This is a genomic window from Leifsonia naganoensis, assembly GCF_013410615.1.
Lineage (GTDB): Bacteria > Actinomycetota > Actinomycetes > Actinomycetales > Microbacteriaceae > Leifsonia > Leifsonia aquatica.
Map to the genome: position 1 here is coordinate 1,199,386 of NZ_JACCHJ010000001.1, position 18,074 is coordinate 1,217,459.

Here is an 18,074-nt window from a genome sequence, read left to right on the forward strand (position 1 = left end):
TGCCCCAGTCAAACACGACGCCGGAAGGCCGCCACTATGACGTCGCTGTCTGAGTGATCTCGAACACCGATTACGGTAGCGCGGGCCTCCGACGTACGTGTCCGGAGGAGTGGACTCTCCCGACGCTATGCGGACTTGCGGTCATGTCGTGACCGCAATCCGGCGTCGGGCGAGGTGTTTCAGGCGGGCGAGTAGTGCAGGTGCAGCACGCCGTTGTCGTAGGCCTCCGAGTGCCGCAGGCGCAGCTTCGCCGGTGCCGAGCCGTCGGGGAAGAGTCGCGCACCGGTGCCGAGCACGACCGGGTAGACGAAGAGGTGGAGCGAGTCGACCAGTCCGTCGGCGAGCAGCGCGCGCACGAGGGTGCCGCTGCCGCTGATGTAGAGGCCGCCGGAGACGCTGTCCTTGTACTCGCGGATGCGGTCGGCGTCGTAGGCGCCGAGCGACCGCGAGTTGCCCCACGCCGCCTCGGTGGCCGCGTCGTCCAGGGTGCTGCTGACGACGGCCTTCGTGGAGTCGTTGAAGAACGGGGCGCCGGGGTCGTCGGCCGCGGTGCGCGTCGACCACGCCGGGGCGAACATCTCGAAGGTGCGCCGGCCGAGCAGGATGGCGTCGGCCGAGCGCGTGATGCGGCCGATGTCGTCGCCCATCGCGGGATCGAAGCCGTACTCGGCGGTCCAGCTCGGATCCTGGAAGACCCCGTCGAGCGAGACGAACTCGTGCACTGCGATGGTCCCCATGGCATCCCCTTCCGGCCGGCCGACGGGCAGGCCCGTCCACTGCCGAACAGCTTAGGACAGTACTCAGCCGGGCGTCAGGCCCGGGGCATCCATTTGTCAGAGCACGCCCGGCAGGCGGTCGAGGCAGTCGTTCCAGCCGCGGACGTGCTCGGTGGCCGCGTCCCCGTCCGCGAAGCCGTCGTGCCGCACGGTGACGCGCGTGCCGTCAGCGTCCGGGGTGAGCGCGATGGTGACACGCGTCTCGACGTCCTCGCCGTCCCAGCGCCAGGTGGTGGAGAGCCCGTGCCCGTGGTCGACGGCGGTCACCGTGCCGGTCACGGCCATCGCCGCCGGACCGGACGCGATGCGGAGCGCTCCGCCCTCGCGCGCATCCAGCTCGACGACGGTCTCGAAGCGCGGTGGCCAGAACCAGGTCGCGAGCTCGGCGGGATCGGTGAGCGCACGCCAGACGCGCTCGGGAGGGGCCGGGATGTGCCGGTCGACGGTGAGACCGCTCATGCCGACCATGCTCGACCCGTCGCGGCCCGGCGTCTAGGCCGCGCGCGATCAGCGCGAGCGGCGAAGGACCGCGTGTCGGATGAGCGGGGTGATGAGCGTCACCGCGAGGAACACGATCGAGCCGCCGAGGATCGCGTCGACCGGAGGCGTGTCCCGGCTCACCTCCACGGCGCCGGAGATGACACCGGCCGGCGCCGCGACGACCGCGCTGATCCAGAATTCGCGCCAGTACGGGTTGCGCTCGGTACGCGAGAGGTGGGACGGGTCGGCGACGACCGGGACGTCGTCCACGGGATCGCGGCGGAGCTGGGCGGGAGTCGGGTCGGCGTCCATGGGGGTCCTTCTCTTCGGGTACTGGGCCACTATCGGCACAGCAAGGCAGCGCGTTAGGCGCCCCGGGTACGCGAAACGCCGTTCCGGCAGGAGCGGAACGGCGTCTCGCGGTGAGTCAGGCCTCCGGTTCGGTGGGCGGCGCGACGTTCGCGCCTCCGGCACCCGGTCCGGCGGGACCCCCACCTCCACTACCGCTGGCAGAACCAGCACCCGCACCCGCGGTCACCCGGCCGCCGCGCTGCTCGGCCTCGAGGCGTTCCGCCTCCTCGCCGCTGATGGCCTCGCCGCGGGCCACGAGCCCGGCCTGGTCCGACAGCGGGATCTGCTTGAGGAAGAGGGCGAGGATGAGCGCGACCGCGATGAACGGCACGAGGTACCAGAACACCGGGGCGAGCGCGTCCGCGTAGGCGTTCACGACGCCGGTGTGCACGGCCTCCGGGAGCTTGTTCAGCGCCTCCGGGCTCAGCGTCGCCGTCGCGCCGGCCGCGTCGGACGGCGAGGCTCCGGCCTGGGTGAACACGTCCTTCAGGTTCTCGCTCAGCCGGGTGGTGAACAGCGTGCCGAACACGGCGGTGCCGAGCGCGGCGCCGACCTCGCGGAAGTAGTTGTTCGTGGAGGTCGCGGTGCCGATCTGCGCGGCGGGGACCGCGTTCTGCACCACCAGCACGACGACCTGCATGATCAGGCCGAGACCGGCGCCGAAGATGAACAGGTAGACGCAGATGAGCCAGATCGGGGTGGAGGCGGCCAGCGTCGTCATGCAGACCATGGCGATGCCGGTGATGATCGTGCCGAGGATCGGGTAGAGCTTGTACTTGCCGGTCTTCGTGATGGCCATGCCCGACACGATCGAGGTGCCGATCAGGCCGACCATCATCGGGATCATCAGCAGGCCGGAGGCGGCCGCGGAGGTGCCGGACGACATCTGCAGGAAGGTCGGCACGAAGCCGATGGCGGCGAACATCCCGATGCCGAGCGCGAGACCGATGGCGGTCGCGTTGATGAAGATCGGGTTCTTGAACAGGCTGAGCGGGATGATCGGGTCCTTGGCGCGCGCCTCGGCGATCACGAACGCGACAGCCGCGAGGAGCATCCCGATGCCCCACGCCCAGGTCGCGAAGGAGCCCCAGCCGTGGTCCTTATCGCCGCCGAAGTCGGTGAAGAAGATGAGGCAGGTCGTGGCGATCGACAGGAAGAGGATGCCGAGGATGTCGATGGGGTTGGTCGCGCGCTTGCTCGGCAGGGTCAGCGCGAACAGGGCGATGACGAGCGCGGCGATGCCGACCGGGATGTTGATGTAGAACGCCCACTGCCAGGTCAGGTGGTCGACGAAGAAGCCGCCGAGCAGCGGACCGGCGACGGCGGAGAGGCCGAAGATGGCGCCGAGCGGGCCGAGGTACTTGCCGCGCTCGTTGGCGGGCACGATGTCGGCGATGATCGCCTGCGACAGGATCATCAGACCGCCGCCGCCGAGGCCCTGCATGGCGCGGAACACCACGAAGGTCCAGAAGTCGCCCGCGAACGCGCAGCCGATGGAGGCCGCGGTGAAGATCGCGATGGCGGCGATGAACAGCCACCGGCGGCCCAGCACGTCGCCGAGCTTGCCGTAGACCGGCATCACGATGGTGGTGGCGAGGATGTACGCGGTGGTGATCCACACCTGGTGCTCGACGCCGCCGAGGTCGCCGACGATGGTCGGCATGGCGGTGGAGACGATCGTCTGGTCGAGGCTGCTGAGCAGCATCCCGGCGATCAGTGCGCTGAAGATGATCCAGATGCGCCGCTTGGTCAGCAGCAGCGGCGCAGGCGCGATGGCGGTCATGGGGTCCGTTCGTTCTCGGGTGGTGCGGGGGTGGGATGCAGGTGGTGCCGTGGGGCGTGATCAGGGGGCGGGCGTCAGGCGAGCGTCAGGCGAAGAGCTCGCGGACGGCGTCGATGCGGCGGCGGATGATAGCGGGGAGCTCGTCCGAGCCCTCGGGGCGGAAGAACTCCTCGACGCTGGCTCGCAGGAGGCCGCCGGCGAGCTGGACGGCAGCCGCCGCTCGCAGGTCGCCCGATGCGAGACCTTCGCGGCGCTCGACGAGGAGGATGTCCTCCCGCTCGCCTTCGCCGGCCAGTTTGAGCATGTGGGCGGCGAGCCGCGGCTCGCGATCGACGGCCTTGATGAGCTCACGGATGTCGTCGACCGTCAGCCCGCCGTAGTCCCAGCGCGCGAGGTTGAGGGCGATCAGGTCGTCGAGGAGGTGCTCGATGCCCCGCGGGCCCTCGGCGAGGAACCGCTCGGCGGCTCCGGACTCGTCGAGGTCGACGGGGATGCCGATGACCGCGTTCTCTTTGGACGCGTAGTAGTTGAAGAGGGTGCGGCGGGAGACGCCGACCTCCTCGCAGAGCTCCTCGACCGTGAACCCGGCGAGTCCGCGCTCGATGGTCAGCCGACGGGCCGCCTCGCGCAGACCGCGGGCGGTCTCCTCCTTGCGACGCTCTCGCGTCGACATTGCACTCTCGCTCACGAAGTGCAATCTTGCACCCTCAAGCTGATAGTGCAATGTGAGCGGGAGTGCCCTGCGGCTAGTGCGAGAACGCGGTCTTCGGGATGCGGCTGGGGTCGCCGGTGCGCAGCTCGGCGCACACCGCGCGCACGTCGGCGACGAGGTCGTCGCCGAGCTCGGCGCTGAAACCGTCGCGGACCACGATGCGCAGCACCGCGACATCTTCCGCGTTCGCCGGCATCGTGTACGCCGGCACCTGCCAGCCGCGGGCACGCAGCTCGTGCGAGACCTGGAACACGGTGAACGGCGCGTCCTCCTTCACCTCGAACGCGATGACGGGGATGGCCGTGCCGTCGGTCAGCACTCGGAGGTCCTCCTCCCTCGCCAGCCCGGTGGAGATGCGCACCGCGGTGTCGCGCAGGGCGCTCATGATCGCGGTGAAACCTCCCCGGCCCAACCGCACGAAGTTGTAGTACTGGCCGATGACCTGGTTTCCGGGGCGGGAGAAGTTGAGGGTGAAGGTCGGCATCTCGCCGCCGAGGTAGTTCACGTTGAACACCAGCTCGGGCGGCAGGTGGTCGGGCGAGCGCCAGACGACGAAGCCGATGCCGGGATAGGTCAGCCCGTACTTGTGACCGCTCACGTTGATCGAGACCACGCGCGGCAGCCGGAAGTCCCACTCCAGGTCCGGGTGCAGGAACGGCACGACGAAGCCGCCGCTGGCCGCATCCACGTGAACGGGGACGTCCGGCCCGCCCGAGTCGGCGAGGGTGTCGAGCACCTGGCAGATCTCGGCGATCGGCTCCAGCTCGCCCGTGAAGGTCGTGCCCAGGATGCCGACGACGCCGATCGTGTCCTCGTCGACCGCGTCCCGGACCTGCTCGGGCGTGATGACGTAGCGCCCCTTCTCCATGGGGAGATAGCGCGGCTCCACCTCGAAGTAGCGGCAGAACTTCTCCCACACGACCTGCACGTTCGAGCCGAGGACGAGGTTCGGCGTGCCGCCGGAGGTCAGCCCGCGCCGGGCGCGCCAGCGCCACTTGAGCGCGAGGCCGGCGAGCATGACCGCTTCGCTCGAGCCGACGGTGGAGGCGCCGGTCGGCTCCCCGGGCTCGGCGTGGAAGAGGTCGGAGACGATGGAGACGCAGCGGCGCTCGATGGCGGCCGTGGACGGGTATTCGTCCTTGTCGATCATGTTCTTGTCGAACGACTCCGCCATCAGGATCTCGGCCTGCGGCTCCATCCACGTCGTCACGAAGGTGGCGAGGTTGAGGCGGGAGCTGCCGTCGAGCAGCAGTTCGTCGTGGATGAGGCGGTAGACGCCGTCCGGGTCGGTCGGCTCGGCGGGGAGCCGGTCGGGCGGGCTCTGCCGCGACAGCCTCCCGGTGTACGCCGGTGTGGTGGAGCCTTCGGGGACGAATCGTTGAGGCGTCATGGGGCCGATGCTAACGGCGGCACCGAGGCGCGGCAACGCACGGGACGAGGGCAGCGACCGCCTCCGGGAAACACGAAGCGCCCCGCCAGACGAATCGGACGGGGCGCTTCGGGGAGGCTCAGAGAGCGCGGATGTTGGAGGCCTGCGGGCCCTTGTTGCCCTGCGTCACCTCGAACTCGACCTTCTGGTTCTCTTCGAGGTTGCGGAAGCCGTTGCCCGTGATCTCGCTGTAGTGAGCGAACACGTCGGCCGAGCCGTCGTCCGGGGCGATGAAGCCGAAGCCCTTTTCGGAGTTGAACCACTTGACGGTGCCAGTTGCCATCGTTTTTTCTTCTTTCAATCTGCGATGACCGACGCCGCCGGAACCGTTCCGGAGCTGCTTACGGAAAGCGCGATGTCCAGGATACGCGAAAAGCCGGTTTTACGCCTTGGTTCTGTCGAAGAGAAGTCGCGATGTTGCGCCGGCGATGAGCGCTCCCACGATCGGGGCGACGATCGAGAGCCACAGCTGGCCGAGTGCGGTGGGCCCTCCGTAGATCGCCGTCGCGATGGAACGGGCGGGGTTGAACGACGCGTTCGAGACCGGGATGGTGATGAGCGCGAGCAGCGTCAGCGTGAGGCCGATCGCGAGCGGGCCGAAGCCGTCGGCCGCGCGGGAGCTGGTCACGCCGAGGATCACGTAGACGAACACGGCCGTCGTGATGATCTCGATCAGCAGTGACGAGATGAGCGGGAATCCGCCCGGTGAGAGCTCTCCCCAGCCGGTGGAGGCGAAGCCGCCCTTCTGCGCAGCGGCGAGGAAGCCGTTCGGTGCGCCCGCCGCGATGGCGACGAGGAGGGAGGTGGCGATGATGCCGCCGACGATCTGGGCGACGATGTAGGAGACGACGTCCTTCCAGCCGAACCGGCCGGCGATCGCCAGGCCGAGGGTAACGGCCGGGTTGAAGTGGCCGCCCGAGACCGGTCCGAACGCGTAGGCCGAGACGACGACACTGAGGCCGAGCGCGAGCGCGACGCCGAGGAACCCGACGTTCAGCCCGCCGTCGCCTCCGCTGAAACCGGCCGCGTAGATCGCGGTGCCGATGACGCCGAAGACGAGGACGAAGGTGCCGGCGACCTCGGCGGCGAGGCGTGCGCCGACGGTCGGTGCGACGGGAGCGGTGGGCGCCGCCGAGACGGTGGCGGGAGGGACGGTTTCGGACATGGCTCTCCTTGGCGGGTGTGATCTCGAGACGATCGGGAGGAGACTCCCACGGTCAACGTAGCGAACGCACCGGCAACACGCAGCGAATATGACGGAGCGTCACGGGCCGACCGTGACCGCTGGGCCAGCCGGACCCGGCTCAGCCGACGTTCACAGCGCCGCCGTGAGCCCTCCGTCGACGGCCAGCACGGCGCCCGTGACGTAGGTGTTCGCGGGAGAGAGGAAGAAGTCGGCGGCGGCCGCGACCTCCTCGGGGCGCGCCGGGCGACGGAGCGGGACGCCGCCGTGGCCGACGTAGACCTCCTGGAACCAGTCGGTGTCGTACTCGCTCGTGCCGTCGGGGAGGAGCGCCATTGCGGTGTCGACGAAGCCGGGCGCGAGCGCGTTCACCAGGATGCCGTCGAGGGCCAGGTCGACGGCGAGCGCGCGCGTGAGGGCGTGCACCGCACCCTTGCTCGCGACGTAGGCGGGCGATCCGCCACCGGCACGGGTCGCCTGCACCGAGCCGATGGTCAGGACGCGGGGTGCGGCCGATCGGCGCAGAGCCGGGAGGGCGGCCTCGACGATCGCGGCGACTCCCGCGACGTTGACGTCGAGGACGGCACGCACGGTCTCCGCGGAGAGCCCGGGGCCGCCCGCGACGGCGGCGGACGCGACCAGCACGTCCAGAGTCTCCGGGAGGCGCGCGGCCGCGTCGTTCAGGCTCTCCGGCGACGAGACGTCCAGGACGAGCGGGATCGCCCCGAGGCGTCGCGCGGTCTCGCACACGGCGGCCTCGTCGCGGTCGGCGATCCAGACCGCCGCGCCCTGCGCGCGCAGGCGCTCGGCGATCGCGGCGCCGATGCCTCCAGCGCCTCCCGTGATCAGCGCCGCGCGGGTCGTCTCGCCCATGTCTTCTCCCTCGATCGGATTTTCAGATCATACCTGTCGCTGTTAAAGGTATGATCTAAAAAATCGAAGGGAGCGCCATGCGCATCGACAGTGTCGACTTCTTCTACGTCGCGATGCCCGAGGTCACCCTCGACGCCGACGGCAGCCAGGACGCCCTCGTGGTGCGCGTCACCGCGGGCGGGCACGTGGGCTGGGGCGAGTGCGAGGCCTCGCCGCTGACCTCCATCGCCGCGTTCGTCACGCCGCGATCGCACGGGGCGTGCCTGCCGGTCGCCGACTCGGTGCTCGGCGAGCGCCTCGACTCCCCCGCCGACATCGACCGGATCGCGGCGCTCGTGCGGCGCAACAGCATGGACCTGCTCCAGGCGGCGCACACCTTCTCGGGCATCGAGATCGCGCTCTGGGACCTGCTCGGCCGGCTGCGCGAGGAGCCGGTGTGGCGCCTGCTCGGCTTCGAGCACTCGTACGCCAAGACGCCGTACGCCTCCGCGCTGTTCGGCGCGACGCCGCAGGAGACCCTGGAGAAGGGGCGGGAGCTCGTCGCCCGCGGGTTCCGCGCCGTGAAGTACGGCTGGGCGGGCTTCGGGGAGGGCTCGGTCGCTGCGGATGCGGACCAGCTCCACGCCGCCCGCGAGGGCATCGGCTCCGACGGGCTGCTGCTGGTCGACGCGGGCCAGGTGTGGGGCGGCGACGTCGAGGCGGCCGAAGCACGCCTCGCCGCCCTCGAGGATGTCGGGGCGACCTGGATCGAGGAGCCGTTCGAAGGCGCCGAGTACGGCGCGTACGCCGCCCTCTCCGCCGCCGCGAGCCGATCCGGCTCGGTGCGGGTGGCGGGAGGCGAGGCCGCGCACAGCGAAGCGCTCGCCCGCACCCTCCTGGACTACGGCCACGTCGGCTACCTGCAGGTGGACACCGGCCGCATCGGCGGCATCGGGCCGGCCCACCGCGCCGCGCTCTACGCCGACCGGGCGGGCGCGACCTTCGTCAACCACACCTTCACGACGCATCTCGCGCTGTCGGCGTCCCTGCAGCCGTTCGCCGGCCTCCGGGATCACCGCATCTGCGAGTACCCGGCGGAGCCGCGCCGCCTGGCCGTCGACCTCACCCGCGACTACCTGCCGATCGTCGACGGCGAGCTGCGTGCTCCCGACGCACCCGGACTGGGCGTGGAGGTCGACCTGGGCGCGCTCTCCGTCTACCGGAGGAGCGTGGAGATCCGGGTCGACGGCGAGCTGCTCTTCGCCGGCACCGGGCTGAAGGCGCCGGAAGGGGAGACCACGGAGTCGTCGGAGCCCGAAGCGGTCGGAGTGCGCGGAGCGTCCCGATGACGGCGAGCGCCTCCCGCAGCCGGCAGGATGTCGTCGCCGAGTCCGTCGGCCGCGACATCGTGTCGGGCCGCCGCCCGTCGGGCGAGGTCCTCCCCCGCGAGGACGACCTGTGCACCGCGCACGGCGTCAGCCGCACCACCGTCCGCGGTGCGATGGCGGTGCTCGCCGGCAAGGGGCTGATCGAGATCCGCCGGAAGACCGGGACGGTCGTCCGGCCGCGACCGGAGTGGGACGTGTTCGACTCCGACCTGTGGCGCTGGGCGCACGCGGAGGGCTCCGGCGAGGACCTGATGGCGGCGCTCGTCGAGCTCCGCCGCGTCATCGAACCGGAGGCCGCCCGTCTGGCCGCGCAGCGCGCGACGCTGGCCGAGCTCGCCGATCTGGAGCGCGCCGCGCGCGAGCTGACCGCCGCCGTGCACGACCGAGCCGCGTATCCCGAGTGGGATGCAGCCTTCCATCAGGCCGTGTTCGTCGCCAGCCACAATCCCCTCCTGGTGCGCTTCGGCGCGCTCGTGGGCGATGTGCTGCGCATCGCGTTCGCCATTCAGCAGGACGACGGTCGCAGCTCCGTCGACCTCGCCACCGACGCCGCCCGCCACGTGATCGTTCTGGATGCGCTCCGAGACGGCGATGCGGAGGCCGCCGCCGCCGCCATGCTCGAGGTCGTGCTCGACGGCCCCGCCCCCGAGGAGGACTCCCTGTGACCGAGATCGACCGCACGACGCAGATCGACCGAGCGACCGAGATCAGCTGGGGCGATGCCGCCCTCCGCCTGATCGTCGCCGTCGACGCCGACGGGCGCACGCGTCTCGTGTCGTTCGGCCCGGAGGATCCGGCGCGGCGTCCTGCCCCGTTCGAGATCGCCCTCCCGCTCGTGGAGATCGTCACGGCGCAGCGGAGCAAGCCGTCGGGCCCGCGCTTCGACCACACCGACCTCGGCGGCGACCTGCGCTATGTGCGGCACAGCTCGACCGTCGCCGACGGCATCGCCGCGCTCGAGATCGAGCTGCGCGATCCGCTCTCGACCCTCACCGTGTCGGTCCGCTACGCCATGCGCCCCGGATCCGGCACGGTCTCCTCCTCGGTGCGCATCGCCGACGACGGCCCGGAGCCCACGGTGGTCCTGTTCGTCAGCAGCGCCGCCCTCGACGACGGCTCGTGGGGCGTCGCCGACACGCGCATCCACCTCGCGGACAGCGACTGGCTCGCGGAGGGCCGGTGGCGCAGCGGCACCTTCACCGAGCTCGGCGAGCCGGATGTCGCGATGGCCGCGCACGGCGGCGCTCGCCCGCGCGGCTGCATCGCCCTCGCGGGACGCGGCACCTGGTCGACGGGCGCGCACGTGCCGATGGGCGCCCTCGAAGCGCCCGACGGCCGCACCCTGCTCTGGCAGGTGGAGTCGAACGGCGGCTGGCGGTGGCAGCTCGCCCAGAACGGCGGGGCCGATCCGCTCGGCAGCGCGCCGCTCGGGACCCTGGGGCTGGTCGCCTCGGGCCCCGGCGACACCGACCACAACTGGTCCGTTCGGCTGTCCGACGGCGCCTCCTTCACCACTCCGGTGACGACGATCGCGGTCTCCGCCGACGGCTTCGAGGGCGCGCTCGCGCGACTGACCGCGCACCGCCGGGCCGACCGGCGGCCGTACGCGGGCGACGAGGGCCTCCCGCTGATCTTCAACGACTACATGAACACCCTCATGGCCGACCCGACCACCGAGAAGCTGCTGCCCCTCATCGACGCCGCCGGACGCGCGGGGGCCGAGATCTTCGTGGTGGACGCCGGCTGGTACACGGACGAGCAGGGCTGGTGGGACACCGTGGGCGGCTGGGTCGCCTCCACCCGCCGCTTCCCCGGCGGCTTCGACCGCGTCATGGACGCCATCCGCGACGCCGGCATGACGCCCGGCCTGTGGCTCGAGCCCGAGGTCGTCGGGGTGAACAGCCCCGTGGCCCGTGAGCTGCCGGACGCCGCGTTCTACACCCGGCACGGCGTGCGGCTGGTGGACAACGGCCGGTACCAGCTCGACTTCCGTCACCCGGCCGTGATCGAGCGGATGGACGGGGTGCTCGACCGCCTGATCGCCGACCACGGCATCGGCTACGTGAAGTTCGACTACAACATCGACCCCGAGCCGGGCACGGACCAGGGCGCCGACAGCCCCGGCGCCGGCCTCTACGACGCGACGGCGGCGTATCTGGACTGGATCGACGGCCTCCACACCCGGCACCCCCGGCTGATCGTGGAGGACTGCGCCTCGGGCGGCATGCGCGCCGACTGGCGCACCGTCTCGCACTTCGCGCTCCTCTCGACGAGCGACCAGCAGGACGCGCTGCGCTGCGTCCCCGTGGCCGCCTCGGCGACCACCCTGGTGCCGCCGGAGCAGGCGGGCGTCTGGTCGTACCCCGAGCACGGGATGTCGCCGGGCGTCGCGACCGTCACGCTCGCCAACAGCGTGCTCGCCCGGCCCATCCTCTCCGGCCACCTCGATCGGCTGGACGAGACGGAGTTCGCCCGCCTGCGCGAGTACGTGGCGGCCCATAAGCGCGTCCGCGGATCCCTCGGCCGGCTGCACCCGACGTGGCCGATCGGTCTGCCCGGGTGGGAGGACGCCTGGGCGGCGGCCGGACTCGTCGGAGCAGAGGAGGCGTATCTCACGGTCTGGCGGCGGGACGCGGCCTCCCCCGACGTGCTCGAGCTTCCCGCGGCGCGGCTGCTGGCGGGTGTAACCGGCGACGAGCCCGTTCGGATCGAGCGCGTCTTCCCGGCCGACTCGTCAGCGACCGTGTCGCTCGACGCCGGCACCCTCACGATCGCGCTCGATGCGCCGTCGGCGGTGGTGCTGCGGTTCAGCCGCGGGCTCTGATCGAGCTCCGGCGCAGCGGCTCACTGGCTCAGCGGCTCTGCGCCGCGTGCAGCCGCGCGTAACGCCCCTCGGCGCGCAGCAGTTCCTCGTGGCTGCCGATCTCGACGATGCGGCCCCTGTCCATCACCACGATGCGGTCCGCGTCGCGGATCGTGGAGAGTCGGTGGGCGACGACGAGGGAGGTGCGGCCCCGGCGGAGCGTCTCCAACGCACGCTGGACCTGCGCCTCCGACTCGCTGTCGAGGGCGCTGGTCGCCTCGTCGAGCAGCAGGATGCGCGGGTCGCGGATGAGGGCGCGCGCGATGGCGATGCGCTGCCGCTGGCCGCCGGAGAGACGCGCGCCGCGCTGGCCCACAGTGGTGTCCCAGCCGTCCGGCAGAGCGGCGACGATCTCGCTCGCGTTCGCATCCCGCAGCGCGGCGGCGACCTGCTCGTCGGTGACGTCGTCGAGCCCGTAGACGACGTTGTCGCGGATGCTGCCCTCGAAGAGCACCGATTCCTGCGGCACGACCGAGATGAAGCGACGGGCGGTGCGCAGGTCGAGACTCGCGGTGTTCCGGCCGTCGAGCAGGAGGCGACCGCCGGTCGGACGGATGAAACCGAGCACGAGGTTCATCGCGGTCGACTTGCCCGAGCCGGACGACCCGACGAAGGCGATGGTCTCCCCCGGCTCGATGGTGAGGCTGAGGTCCGCGATCGCCGGCTCCTCGGCATCCGGGAACGTGTACGAGACGTCCTCGAACCGCAGCTCCCCGATGACGCGGTCGACGACCGTCTTGCCCTCGTTCTGCTCGACGTCCGGATCCTCCAGCACCTCGGCGATCGACCGGATCGACTCCAGCCCGCGGCTGAAGATCGGCGTCAGGCCGACCAGCTGCGAGACCGCGCCGGTCAACGTCGCGAAGTAGGTGCTGAGCAGGACGACCTGCCCCGCCGTGATCGGCAGGAGGTGCGACATCGCCGCGTAACCCGCGAGGCCCAGGCACAGCACCGAGAGCACGTTGAAGGCGACCCACGACGTGGTCTCGAACCGGCCGTTGAGCCGGTCCAGGGCGAGGCCCGCGGTCTTCACCTGCTCGGCCGTAGCGGCGACGCGGCGGGCGGCGACGCCCTCCAGACCATGGGCACGCGTGATCGGGATGAGGCTCGCCATCTCGCCCACGCTCGCCGACAGGCTCTCCATCTCGGTGCGGAAGCGCTCGTTGCGCCGGGCGGCGCGCTTGCGCATCCCCGCAATGAGACCGCCCGCGACCGGCGCCGTGAGCGCGAAGACCACGAGGAACGCCGGCGCCTGCACCGCCGTCACGATGACCGACCCGACGAAGATGCTCACCGAGACCGCGACGATCGGGAAGACCTGCGCCATCAGCAGCTCGACGTTCTCGACGTCCCGCACCACCTTGGTCTGGATGACCGCGGCATTGCGCCGCGAATGGAACCCGATCGAGAGGCCCTGCAGCCGCGCCGTGAGCGTGTTGCGCAGATCGGCGGCCACCGACCGGTAGACGCGGCTGAACATCCGCACGTACAGCAGGTGGTTCGGGTAGTTCTGCACCAGCACGAGCGCGGCGGCGGCGACGAGCACGGCGAGGCGCGCCACGTCGGTCCCCGCGACCACCGTGTCGATGATCATCGCCGTGAACACGGGGATCAGCCACAGCGGGCTGTCCTTCAGCAGGTGGAAGAACGCGGCCGCGGCGATGCGCCCGCGGTACGGGCGCAGCATGCTGCCGAGCGAACGGAGAGGGGAGGCGGCCCGGATCTGCACGGAGGCTCCCCTGTCGCCCCTCACCTCGCCTGGGTGCTGGCGCGGACGACGAGCTCGGGCTCGAGCACGACCTGCGGGTACTCGTCGACCTCGACCGAGAGGTCCTCGTCGACGAGCAGCCCGACCGCGATCTCCGCGAACTCGTCCCGCGGCTGCCGGATGGAGCTGAGCGGCACGACCGCGGCGGCGGCGAACTCGATGTCGTCGAAGCCGATCACCGCCATCTCCTCCGGCACCCGCACACTGCCCTCGGCGACCACCGTCTGCAGCAGACCGAACGCGAGCCGGTCGTTCATCGCGAAGACGCCGTCCGGCCGGTCGCGCGGCGGCCGCATCAGCAGTGCCTCGCCGACCTTGCGGCCCTCCTCCACGTCGCGGTTGCGCACCTGGATGACCTCCAGCGAGACACCGGGGTGGTCGGCGACGGCCTGCAGCGCCCCCGCGAGACGGTCGTCGAACTGCCGGAGGCCGGAGGGCCCTCCCACGAACGCGATCCGCGTGCGCTTGCGCGACACCAGGTGCGCGGCGGCCATGTAGCCTCCCGCGACGTCGTCGATCGAGACCGACGGGCTGAGCGAGGGGTCGCCCTGCTTGTCGACCAGCACCACCGGGATGCCGCTGCGCCGGAACCGTTCGATGCGCTTGTCGATCGACCCGATCGGCGAGACCAGGACGCCGTGCACGCGCTGCTCCTCGAACAGGTTGAGGTACGCGGACTCGCGCTCCTCGTCCTCGTCGCTGTTGCCGAGGAGGACCGACAGGCCGTGCTTCGTGGCCTGCCGCTCCACCCCGTGCGCGAGATCGATGAAGAAGGGGTTCGCGATGTCGAACGCGAGCAGCCCGATCGTGCGGCTCCGGCCCGCGCGCAGCTGGCGCGCGGCGTCGTTGCGGACGTAGCCGAGCTCCTCGATCGCCTCGCGCACGCGCTTCGCCGTGCCGGGCGCCACCCGCTCCGGGGTGTTCAGGAACTTCGACACCGTCCCCGCCGAGACCTTCGCGTGCTCCGCGACGTCACGAATACCGACAGCCATACCTCTCCTTCACGGTCGGCGCCACACAGGCCCCCGACGTCCTCATCGGCGTGTCACCGGACCGTCCGTTGACACATTAGCCATGTCGCGTCACCACGCGCACCAGCCGGTGCGGGTGCACCAGTCCTTGAGCGCCGCCACGATGGCGGCGAGCGCGGCGGCCAGCGCCGCGGCCGGGCCGGTGGCCGGCGGGGACGCGGTGCCCGCGGCCGCCGCCGTCGTCCCGCTGTCGAGCCGGATGTAGTCGATCTTGCCCGACCAGGTGCTGCTCAGATCGTTGATCCGGTAGTTCCACCGGTTGGCCGGCTGGACCATCAACTGCTGCACCGTGCCCGTCCACCCGGCCACGGTCGACATGTCGAGCGTGTACTCGTGGAAGTCGGCGCCGGGGAGGAGCGAGAACACGTATCCCTTGCCGGACTCCTCCGGCGGCGGCGAGCCGTCGCCGGGCTGGTCGAAGGCCGGGTCGGCGTTGGTCGTGAAGAGCAGGTAGGCGACGGGCTGGTTGGTCGGGTTGCTCATCCGGATGTGGATGTAGCGGGTGCCGGAGGCGGTGATGCCGAGCTTTCCCGGCGAGAGCAGCGCGGGCTCGTAGCCGCCGCTGCCTTGCACCGCACCGTCGGCGACGGTGACGGGCGCGTAGCCCTCCGTCGGGTTCTGCGCCGCGATGGTCGCCGCCGTGTAGGTGCGGAACTTCAGGCTGCGGGCGCCTTCCGGCCCGTTCCAGGTGCCGTTGTTGTTCACCGAGTAGAACTCGCGGCCGGCCATCGGGCGCGAGCCGTCGTCGCTGTAGGCGACCCCGAAGTTCCCGCCGCCCGGGACGACGTAGGGGTTGAAGATCTCGAGCCCGTAGGTCGCCGCGGTGTCGAGGCCCGTGAGTCCGGGGTAGACGCTGACGAAGCCGCCGTCGGTGCTGACGGCCGACGCCGGGACGGCTCCGGTGAACAGGGTGTCTCCGCGGTGCGTGGCCGGGTCGGTGATCTTCACGATGCGGAAGTACAGGCAGCCCTGCGGGTCACCGGTCTTGAAGGCCCAGAAGTCCACCTGGGCCAACCGCGGCGTGCTGACCGGGAAGGTCTGCATGCGCGTCATGGTCCAGTTGATGTCGGCGTACTGCGAGAACCCGCCGGCGGTGTTGTCGACGTCGACGGTCGGCGAGGCCGAGGCGGTGCCGGTGGTGGCGCAGCTGACGTTGGACTTCGCCGTCCAGCCGGAGGCGGTGTCGAACTCCCAGCCGGTCGTCTGCGGCTTCGTCAGTTGCACGCTGTCGACCGCGAAGGTGCCGCTCGCGCCGGTGATCGCGATGCGGATGCGGTCGATCGTCCCGGTCCACGCCGCGTTGCCGGCGAGGGGCACGAGGACGCTCTGGAACCCTTCGACGACGCCGGCGGTGCTCCGGGGGTTGATCGAGAACGGGACGGAGCGCTCGGCCGTGAACGACTGCCCGGAGGCCGTCGTGAAGTACACGGTGCCGGAGGTCGCGGCGGTGCCGTTGTAGTAGCGCAGGCGCAGGCTCGAGCTGGCGGCGGCCGACAGCTTCAGCCCCGCGGCCGAATCGAGGGTGGTGGTGCCGCCCGCCGTGCTGATGTCGGCCAGACCGCGATGGATCTGCGCCGGAGCACTGCTCGACCAGCCCTGGGCGTCACCGGCGACGGAGAACGTCCACTCCCCCTTGCCGTCCGACGACGTCGCCTTCGAGGAGTAGGCCACCGCCGGCACCCAGCTGACCGGGGCGCTACCCGCTGCGACCGAGAAGCGGACGACGTCGCCGTCGTGGACCGTGACATCGTCCGCCTTGAGCACTGCTCCGACCGTGTCGATCGTCGCGGTCGCGACAGCGGTCCCGTTGACGGTCACCTTCACGGCAGCGGTGCCGGACAGGGCGAGCGGGTAGCCGCGCAGGCTGATCACGCCGGAGCGGGGAGCCGTCCAGGTGATCCCGGCATCGCTCGTCGCCGAGGGCGTGAGGGCGAACCGGCCGACCGTGACCCCCGACGCCGTGTAGCTGGACGACGCCGTGTCGTACGGGAGCGCCTTCCACGAGCCGCCGGAGATGCGCTGGTATCCCCACGGGGTGCCGTTCGCGCCGAACTGCGCCGCGGCCTGGGAGATGTCGTCGGCCGAATCGGTGGCGATGTTGTTGGTCGACGTGTAGTGCGTGACGTCACCGCCGAGCTGCGCGGTCAGGAGGCCGTACGGCTCGAAGGCGAGGTTGTCCGAGATGGTCGCGTCGGTCGCGATGCTGCCGCCCACCTGGGCGATCGCGCCGTCGCCGGGATACGGGATGGCGTGCGAGACGCCGTTGCGCAGGAACACGTTCGCGGTGGCCGTATTGCCCGTCGAGAAGTCGTTCGGACCGTGGATGGCGAGGTACTCGATCGCACCACCGTAGTTGTCGGCGAAGTAGTTGCCCGCGATCGTCACATCGCTGGTGGTGGCCTCGTGGTCGATCGCCACCATGTCCGGGTTCCCCGTGTTCGGCGTGTTCACCATCATGTTGTTGGCAACGATCGCGTGGTTGACGTTGCCGAGGAACAGCGCGGCCGTCCCCGCCCCCGTGCGGCACGCGGCCGAGCCGTCGAGGATCGAGTTGCGCACGGTCACGTTCGACGCGCTGGAGATGGCCAGGCTGTCGGGGCATCCCGCGTCGATCTGCGAGAAGACCTCGTCGACGGGCGGGTTGTTGTTGTCGTCCGCGGTCTGGTGGATGCCGTCCACCAGCACGTGCGCGAACACGTTCGACCCCGAGTTGCCCGGCGACTGCGGCGTCGGGATGTCCGTGACGGCGCCCTGGTTCGTCAGCACGATGCCGTGCCCGTTGTGGGTCGACGTGACGCGGGAGATGGTCACCCCGTCGAGCACGGTCTGGGCGTTGGTGGTGTTCGCGGTGTTGCGCACGAACAGGCCGACGATGCGGTTGTCGTGCACCGACAGGTCGCTCAGCGTGAGGTCGTCGTGCCCGGGGCTCGTGTACGTGACCATCAGGCCGTACGAGAGCGCGCTCGTGCCGGCGGCGGTCTTGGCTCCGATGTCCAGGCCCGAGACGACCGCGTGGTCGGGGTCGGTCAGGTCCACACCGATGGCGCTGTCGTTGAAGAGGATGCGGGGCGCGGCTCCCGTGCCGTACGCGCCGAGCGTCGCGGGCGCGGCGGCGCTGCCGTGCAGCGCGACGACGAGGCGCTCCGACCAGGAGGCGCCACGGGCGAGCAGCAGACTGTCGCCCGCGCCGAGGGTCAGGGAGGCCGCGGGTGCGAAGGAGCACCAGGGCGCCGTCGTGCTCGTGCCGGCCCCCGTGTCGGAGCAGTTCGAGCCGGAGCGGTTGTCGATGTAGTGCGCGGTGCCCGTGGCGGCGGGGGCCGCCGGGGTCGCCGGGGCACCGTTCGCGGGCTGCGCGGCGCCGAGCAGGCCGGCGATCAGGGCGACGGCGGCCGTGGCGGCCGTCGCGGTACGTGCGAGCAGTGTGGATCCCATGTCGGTTCGTCCTCGTCGTCGAGAGG

At 71.0% G+C, this 18,074-nt stretch carries 15 protein-coding genes; 3 read left to right on the forward strand and 12 right to left on the reverse strand.

Features of this window, described 5'->3' with window-relative positions:
• Window positions 1–179 precede the first annotated feature (179 nt).
• The 9 genes from HNR14_RS05750 to HNR14_RS05790 form a co-directional block, all read right to left on the reverse strand.
• The gene (locus HNR14_RS05750) at window positions 180–737 is read right to left on the reverse strand and encodes a dihydrofolate reductase family protein (protein WP_179700265.1); all 558 of its coding nucleotides are present in this window, start codon (window positions 735–737) and stop codon (window positions 180–182) included.
• Between the two features lie 96 nt (window positions 738–833).
• Entirely contained in the window at window positions 834–1,235 is a 402-nt protein-coding gene (locus tag HNR14_RS05755; RefSeq protein WP_179700266.1) for an SRPBCC family protein, read from the reverse strand.
• A gap of 48 nt (window positions 1,236–1,283) precedes the next feature.
• Window positions 1,284–1,568: a hypothetical protein gene (locus tag HNR14_RS05760; RefSeq protein WP_179700267.1), complete on the reverse strand. Its 285-nt coding sequence runs from the start codon at window positions 1,566–1,568 to the stop codon at window positions 1,284–1,286.
• Window positions 1,569–1,683: 115 nt separating this feature from the next.
• A complete protein-coding gene (locus tag HNR14_RS05765) occupies window positions 1,684–3,390 on the reverse strand; it encodes an MDR family MFS transporter (protein WP_246311525.1) in 1,707 nt (568 codons plus the stop codon).
• A gap of 85 nt (window positions 3,391–3,475) precedes the next feature.
• Window positions 3,476–4,078: a TetR family transcriptional regulator gene (locus tag HNR14_RS05770; RefSeq protein WP_179700268.1), complete on the reverse strand. Its 603-nt coding sequence runs from the start codon at window positions 4,076–4,078 to the stop codon at window positions 3,476–3,478.
• A gap of 58 nt (window positions 4,079–4,136) precedes the next feature.
• Complete coding sequence (gene gad, locus HNR14_RS05775) at window positions 4,137–5,492, reverse strand: glutamate decarboxylase (protein WP_179700269.1); 1,356 nt, start codon at window positions 5,490–5,492, stop codon at window positions 4,137–4,139.
• A 118-nt stretch (window positions 5,493–5,610) separates the two neighbouring features.
• On the reverse strand, window positions 5,611–5,814 hold the full coding sequence (cspE, locus tag HNR14_RS05780; RefSeq protein WP_021760779.1) for a transcription antiterminator/RNA stability regulator CspE: 204 nt from the start codon (window positions 5,812–5,814) through the stop codon (window positions 5,611–5,613).
• A gap of 99 nt (window positions 5,815–5,913) precedes the next feature.
• Complete coding sequence (gene aqpZ, locus HNR14_RS05785; protein ID WP_179700270.1) at window positions 5,914–6,696, reverse strand: aquaporin Z; 783 nt, start codon at window positions 6,694–6,696, stop codon at window positions 5,914–5,916.
• 150 nt (window positions 6,697–6,846) lie between these two features.
• The gene (locus HNR14_RS05790) at window positions 6,847–7,587 is read right to left on the reverse strand and encodes an SDR family NAD(P)-dependent oxidoreductase (RefSeq protein WP_179700271.1); all 741 of its coding nucleotides are present in this window, start codon (window positions 7,585–7,587) and stop codon (window positions 6,847–6,849) included.
• Between the two features lie 77 nt (window positions 7,588–7,664).
• On the opposite strand from HNR14_RS05790, the gene HNR14_RS05795 reads away from it, so the two are divergent.
• The 3 genes from HNR14_RS05795 to HNR14_RS05805 are packed head-to-tail and all read left to right on the forward strand — an operon-like array spanning window position 7,665 to window position 11,778.
• Window positions 7,665–8,915 carry a mandelate racemase/muconate lactonizing enzyme family protein gene (locus HNR14_RS05795; protein ID WP_179700272.1) on the forward strand — a complete coding sequence of 417 codons (1,251 nt, stop codon included), beginning with the start codon at window positions 7,665–7,667 and terminating at the stop codon, window positions 8,913–8,915.
• Window positions 8,912–9,619, forward strand: a complete 708-nt coding sequence (locus HNR14_RS05800) for a FadR/GntR family transcriptional regulator (protein WP_179700273.1) — start codon at window positions 8,912–8,914, stop codon at window positions 9,617–9,619. The genes HNR14_RS05795 and HNR14_RS05800 overlap by 4 nt, the downstream gene beginning before the upstream one ends.
• Entirely contained in the window at window positions 9,616–11,778 is a 2,163-nt protein-coding gene (locus HNR14_RS05805) for an alpha-galactosidase (RefSeq protein WP_179700274.1), read from the forward strand. The genes HNR14_RS05800 and HNR14_RS05805 overlap by 4 nt, the downstream gene beginning before the upstream one ends.
• 28 nt (window positions 11,779–11,806) lie before the next feature.
• Here HNR14_RS05805 and HNR14_RS05810 read toward each other — a convergent pair whose 3' ends face one another.
• From HNR14_RS05810 to HNR14_RS05820, 3 genes are all read right to left on the reverse strand, one after another.
• Entirely contained in the window at window positions 11,807–13,546 is a 1,740-nt protein-coding gene (locus tag HNR14_RS05810; RefSeq protein WP_343064423.1) for an ABC transporter ATP-binding protein, read from the reverse strand.
• A gap of 20 nt (window positions 13,547–13,566) precedes the next feature.
• Window positions 13,567–14,577, reverse strand: a complete 1,011-nt coding sequence (locus HNR14_RS05815) for a LacI family DNA-binding transcriptional regulator (protein ID WP_179700275.1) — start codon at window positions 14,575–14,577, stop codon at window positions 13,567–13,569.
• A gap of 90 nt (window positions 14,578–14,667) precedes the next feature.
• Window positions 14,668–18,048, reverse strand: coding sequence for a hypothetical protein (locus HNR14_RS05820; RefSeq protein ID WP_179700276.1), 3,381 nt, complete (start codon window positions 18,046–18,048; stop codon window positions 14,668–14,670).
• Window positions 18,049–18,074 lie beyond the last annotated feature (26 nt).

What these genes read in the sequence shown, in the direction of transcription:
- HNR14_RS05750 (WP_179700265.1), bottom strand. Translation starts at nt 737, where the DNA reads ATGGGGACCATCGCAGTGCACGAGTTCGTCTCGCTCGACGGGGTCTTC.
- HNR14_RS05755 (WP_179700266.1), bottom strand. Translation starts at nt 1,235, where the DNA reads ATGAGCGGTCTCACCGTCGACCGGCACATCCCGGCCCCTCCCGAGCGC.
- HNR14_RS05760 (WP_179700267.1), bottom strand. Translation starts at nt 1,568, where the DNA reads ATGGACGCCGACCCGACTCCCGCCCAGCTCCGCCGCGATCCCGTGGAC.
- HNR14_RS05765 (WP_246311525.1), bottom strand. Translation starts at nt 3,390, where the DNA reads ATGACCGCCATCGCGCCTGCGCCGCTGCTGCTGACCAAGCGGCGCATC.
- gad (WP_179700269.1), bottom strand. Translation starts at nt 5,492, where the DNA reads ATGACGCCTCAACGATTCGTCCCCGAAGGCTCCACCACACCGGCGTAC.
- cspE (WP_021760779.1), bottom strand. Translation starts at nt 5,814, where the DNA reads ATGGCAACTGGCACCGTCAAGTGGTTCAACTCCGAAAAGGGCTTCGGC.
- aqpZ (WP_179700270.1), bottom strand. Translation starts at nt 6,696, where the DNA reads ATGTCCGAAACCGTCCCTCCCGCCACCGTCTCGGCGGCGCCCACCGCT.
- HNR14_RS05790 (WP_179700271.1), bottom strand. Translation starts at nt 7,587, where the DNA reads ATGGGCGAGACGACCCGCGCGGCGCTGATCACGGGAGGCGCTGGAGGC.
- HNR14_RS05795 (WP_179700272.1), top strand. Translation starts at nt 7,665, where the DNA reads ATGCGCATCGACAGTGTCGACTTCTTCTACGTCGCGATGCCCGAGGTC.
- HNR14_RS05800 (WP_179700273.1), top strand. Translation starts at nt 8,912, where the DNA reads ATGACGGCGAGCGCCTCCCGCAGCCGGCAGGATGTCGTCGCCGAGTCC.
- HNR14_RS05815 (WP_179700275.1), bottom strand. Translation starts at nt 14,577, where the DNA reads ATGGCTGTCGGTATTCGTGACGTCGCGGAGCACGCGAAGGTCTCGGCG.
- HNR14_RS05820 (WP_179700276.1), bottom strand. Translation starts at nt 18,048, where the DNA reads ATGGGATCCACACTGCTCGCACGTACCGCGACGGCCGCCACGGCCGCC.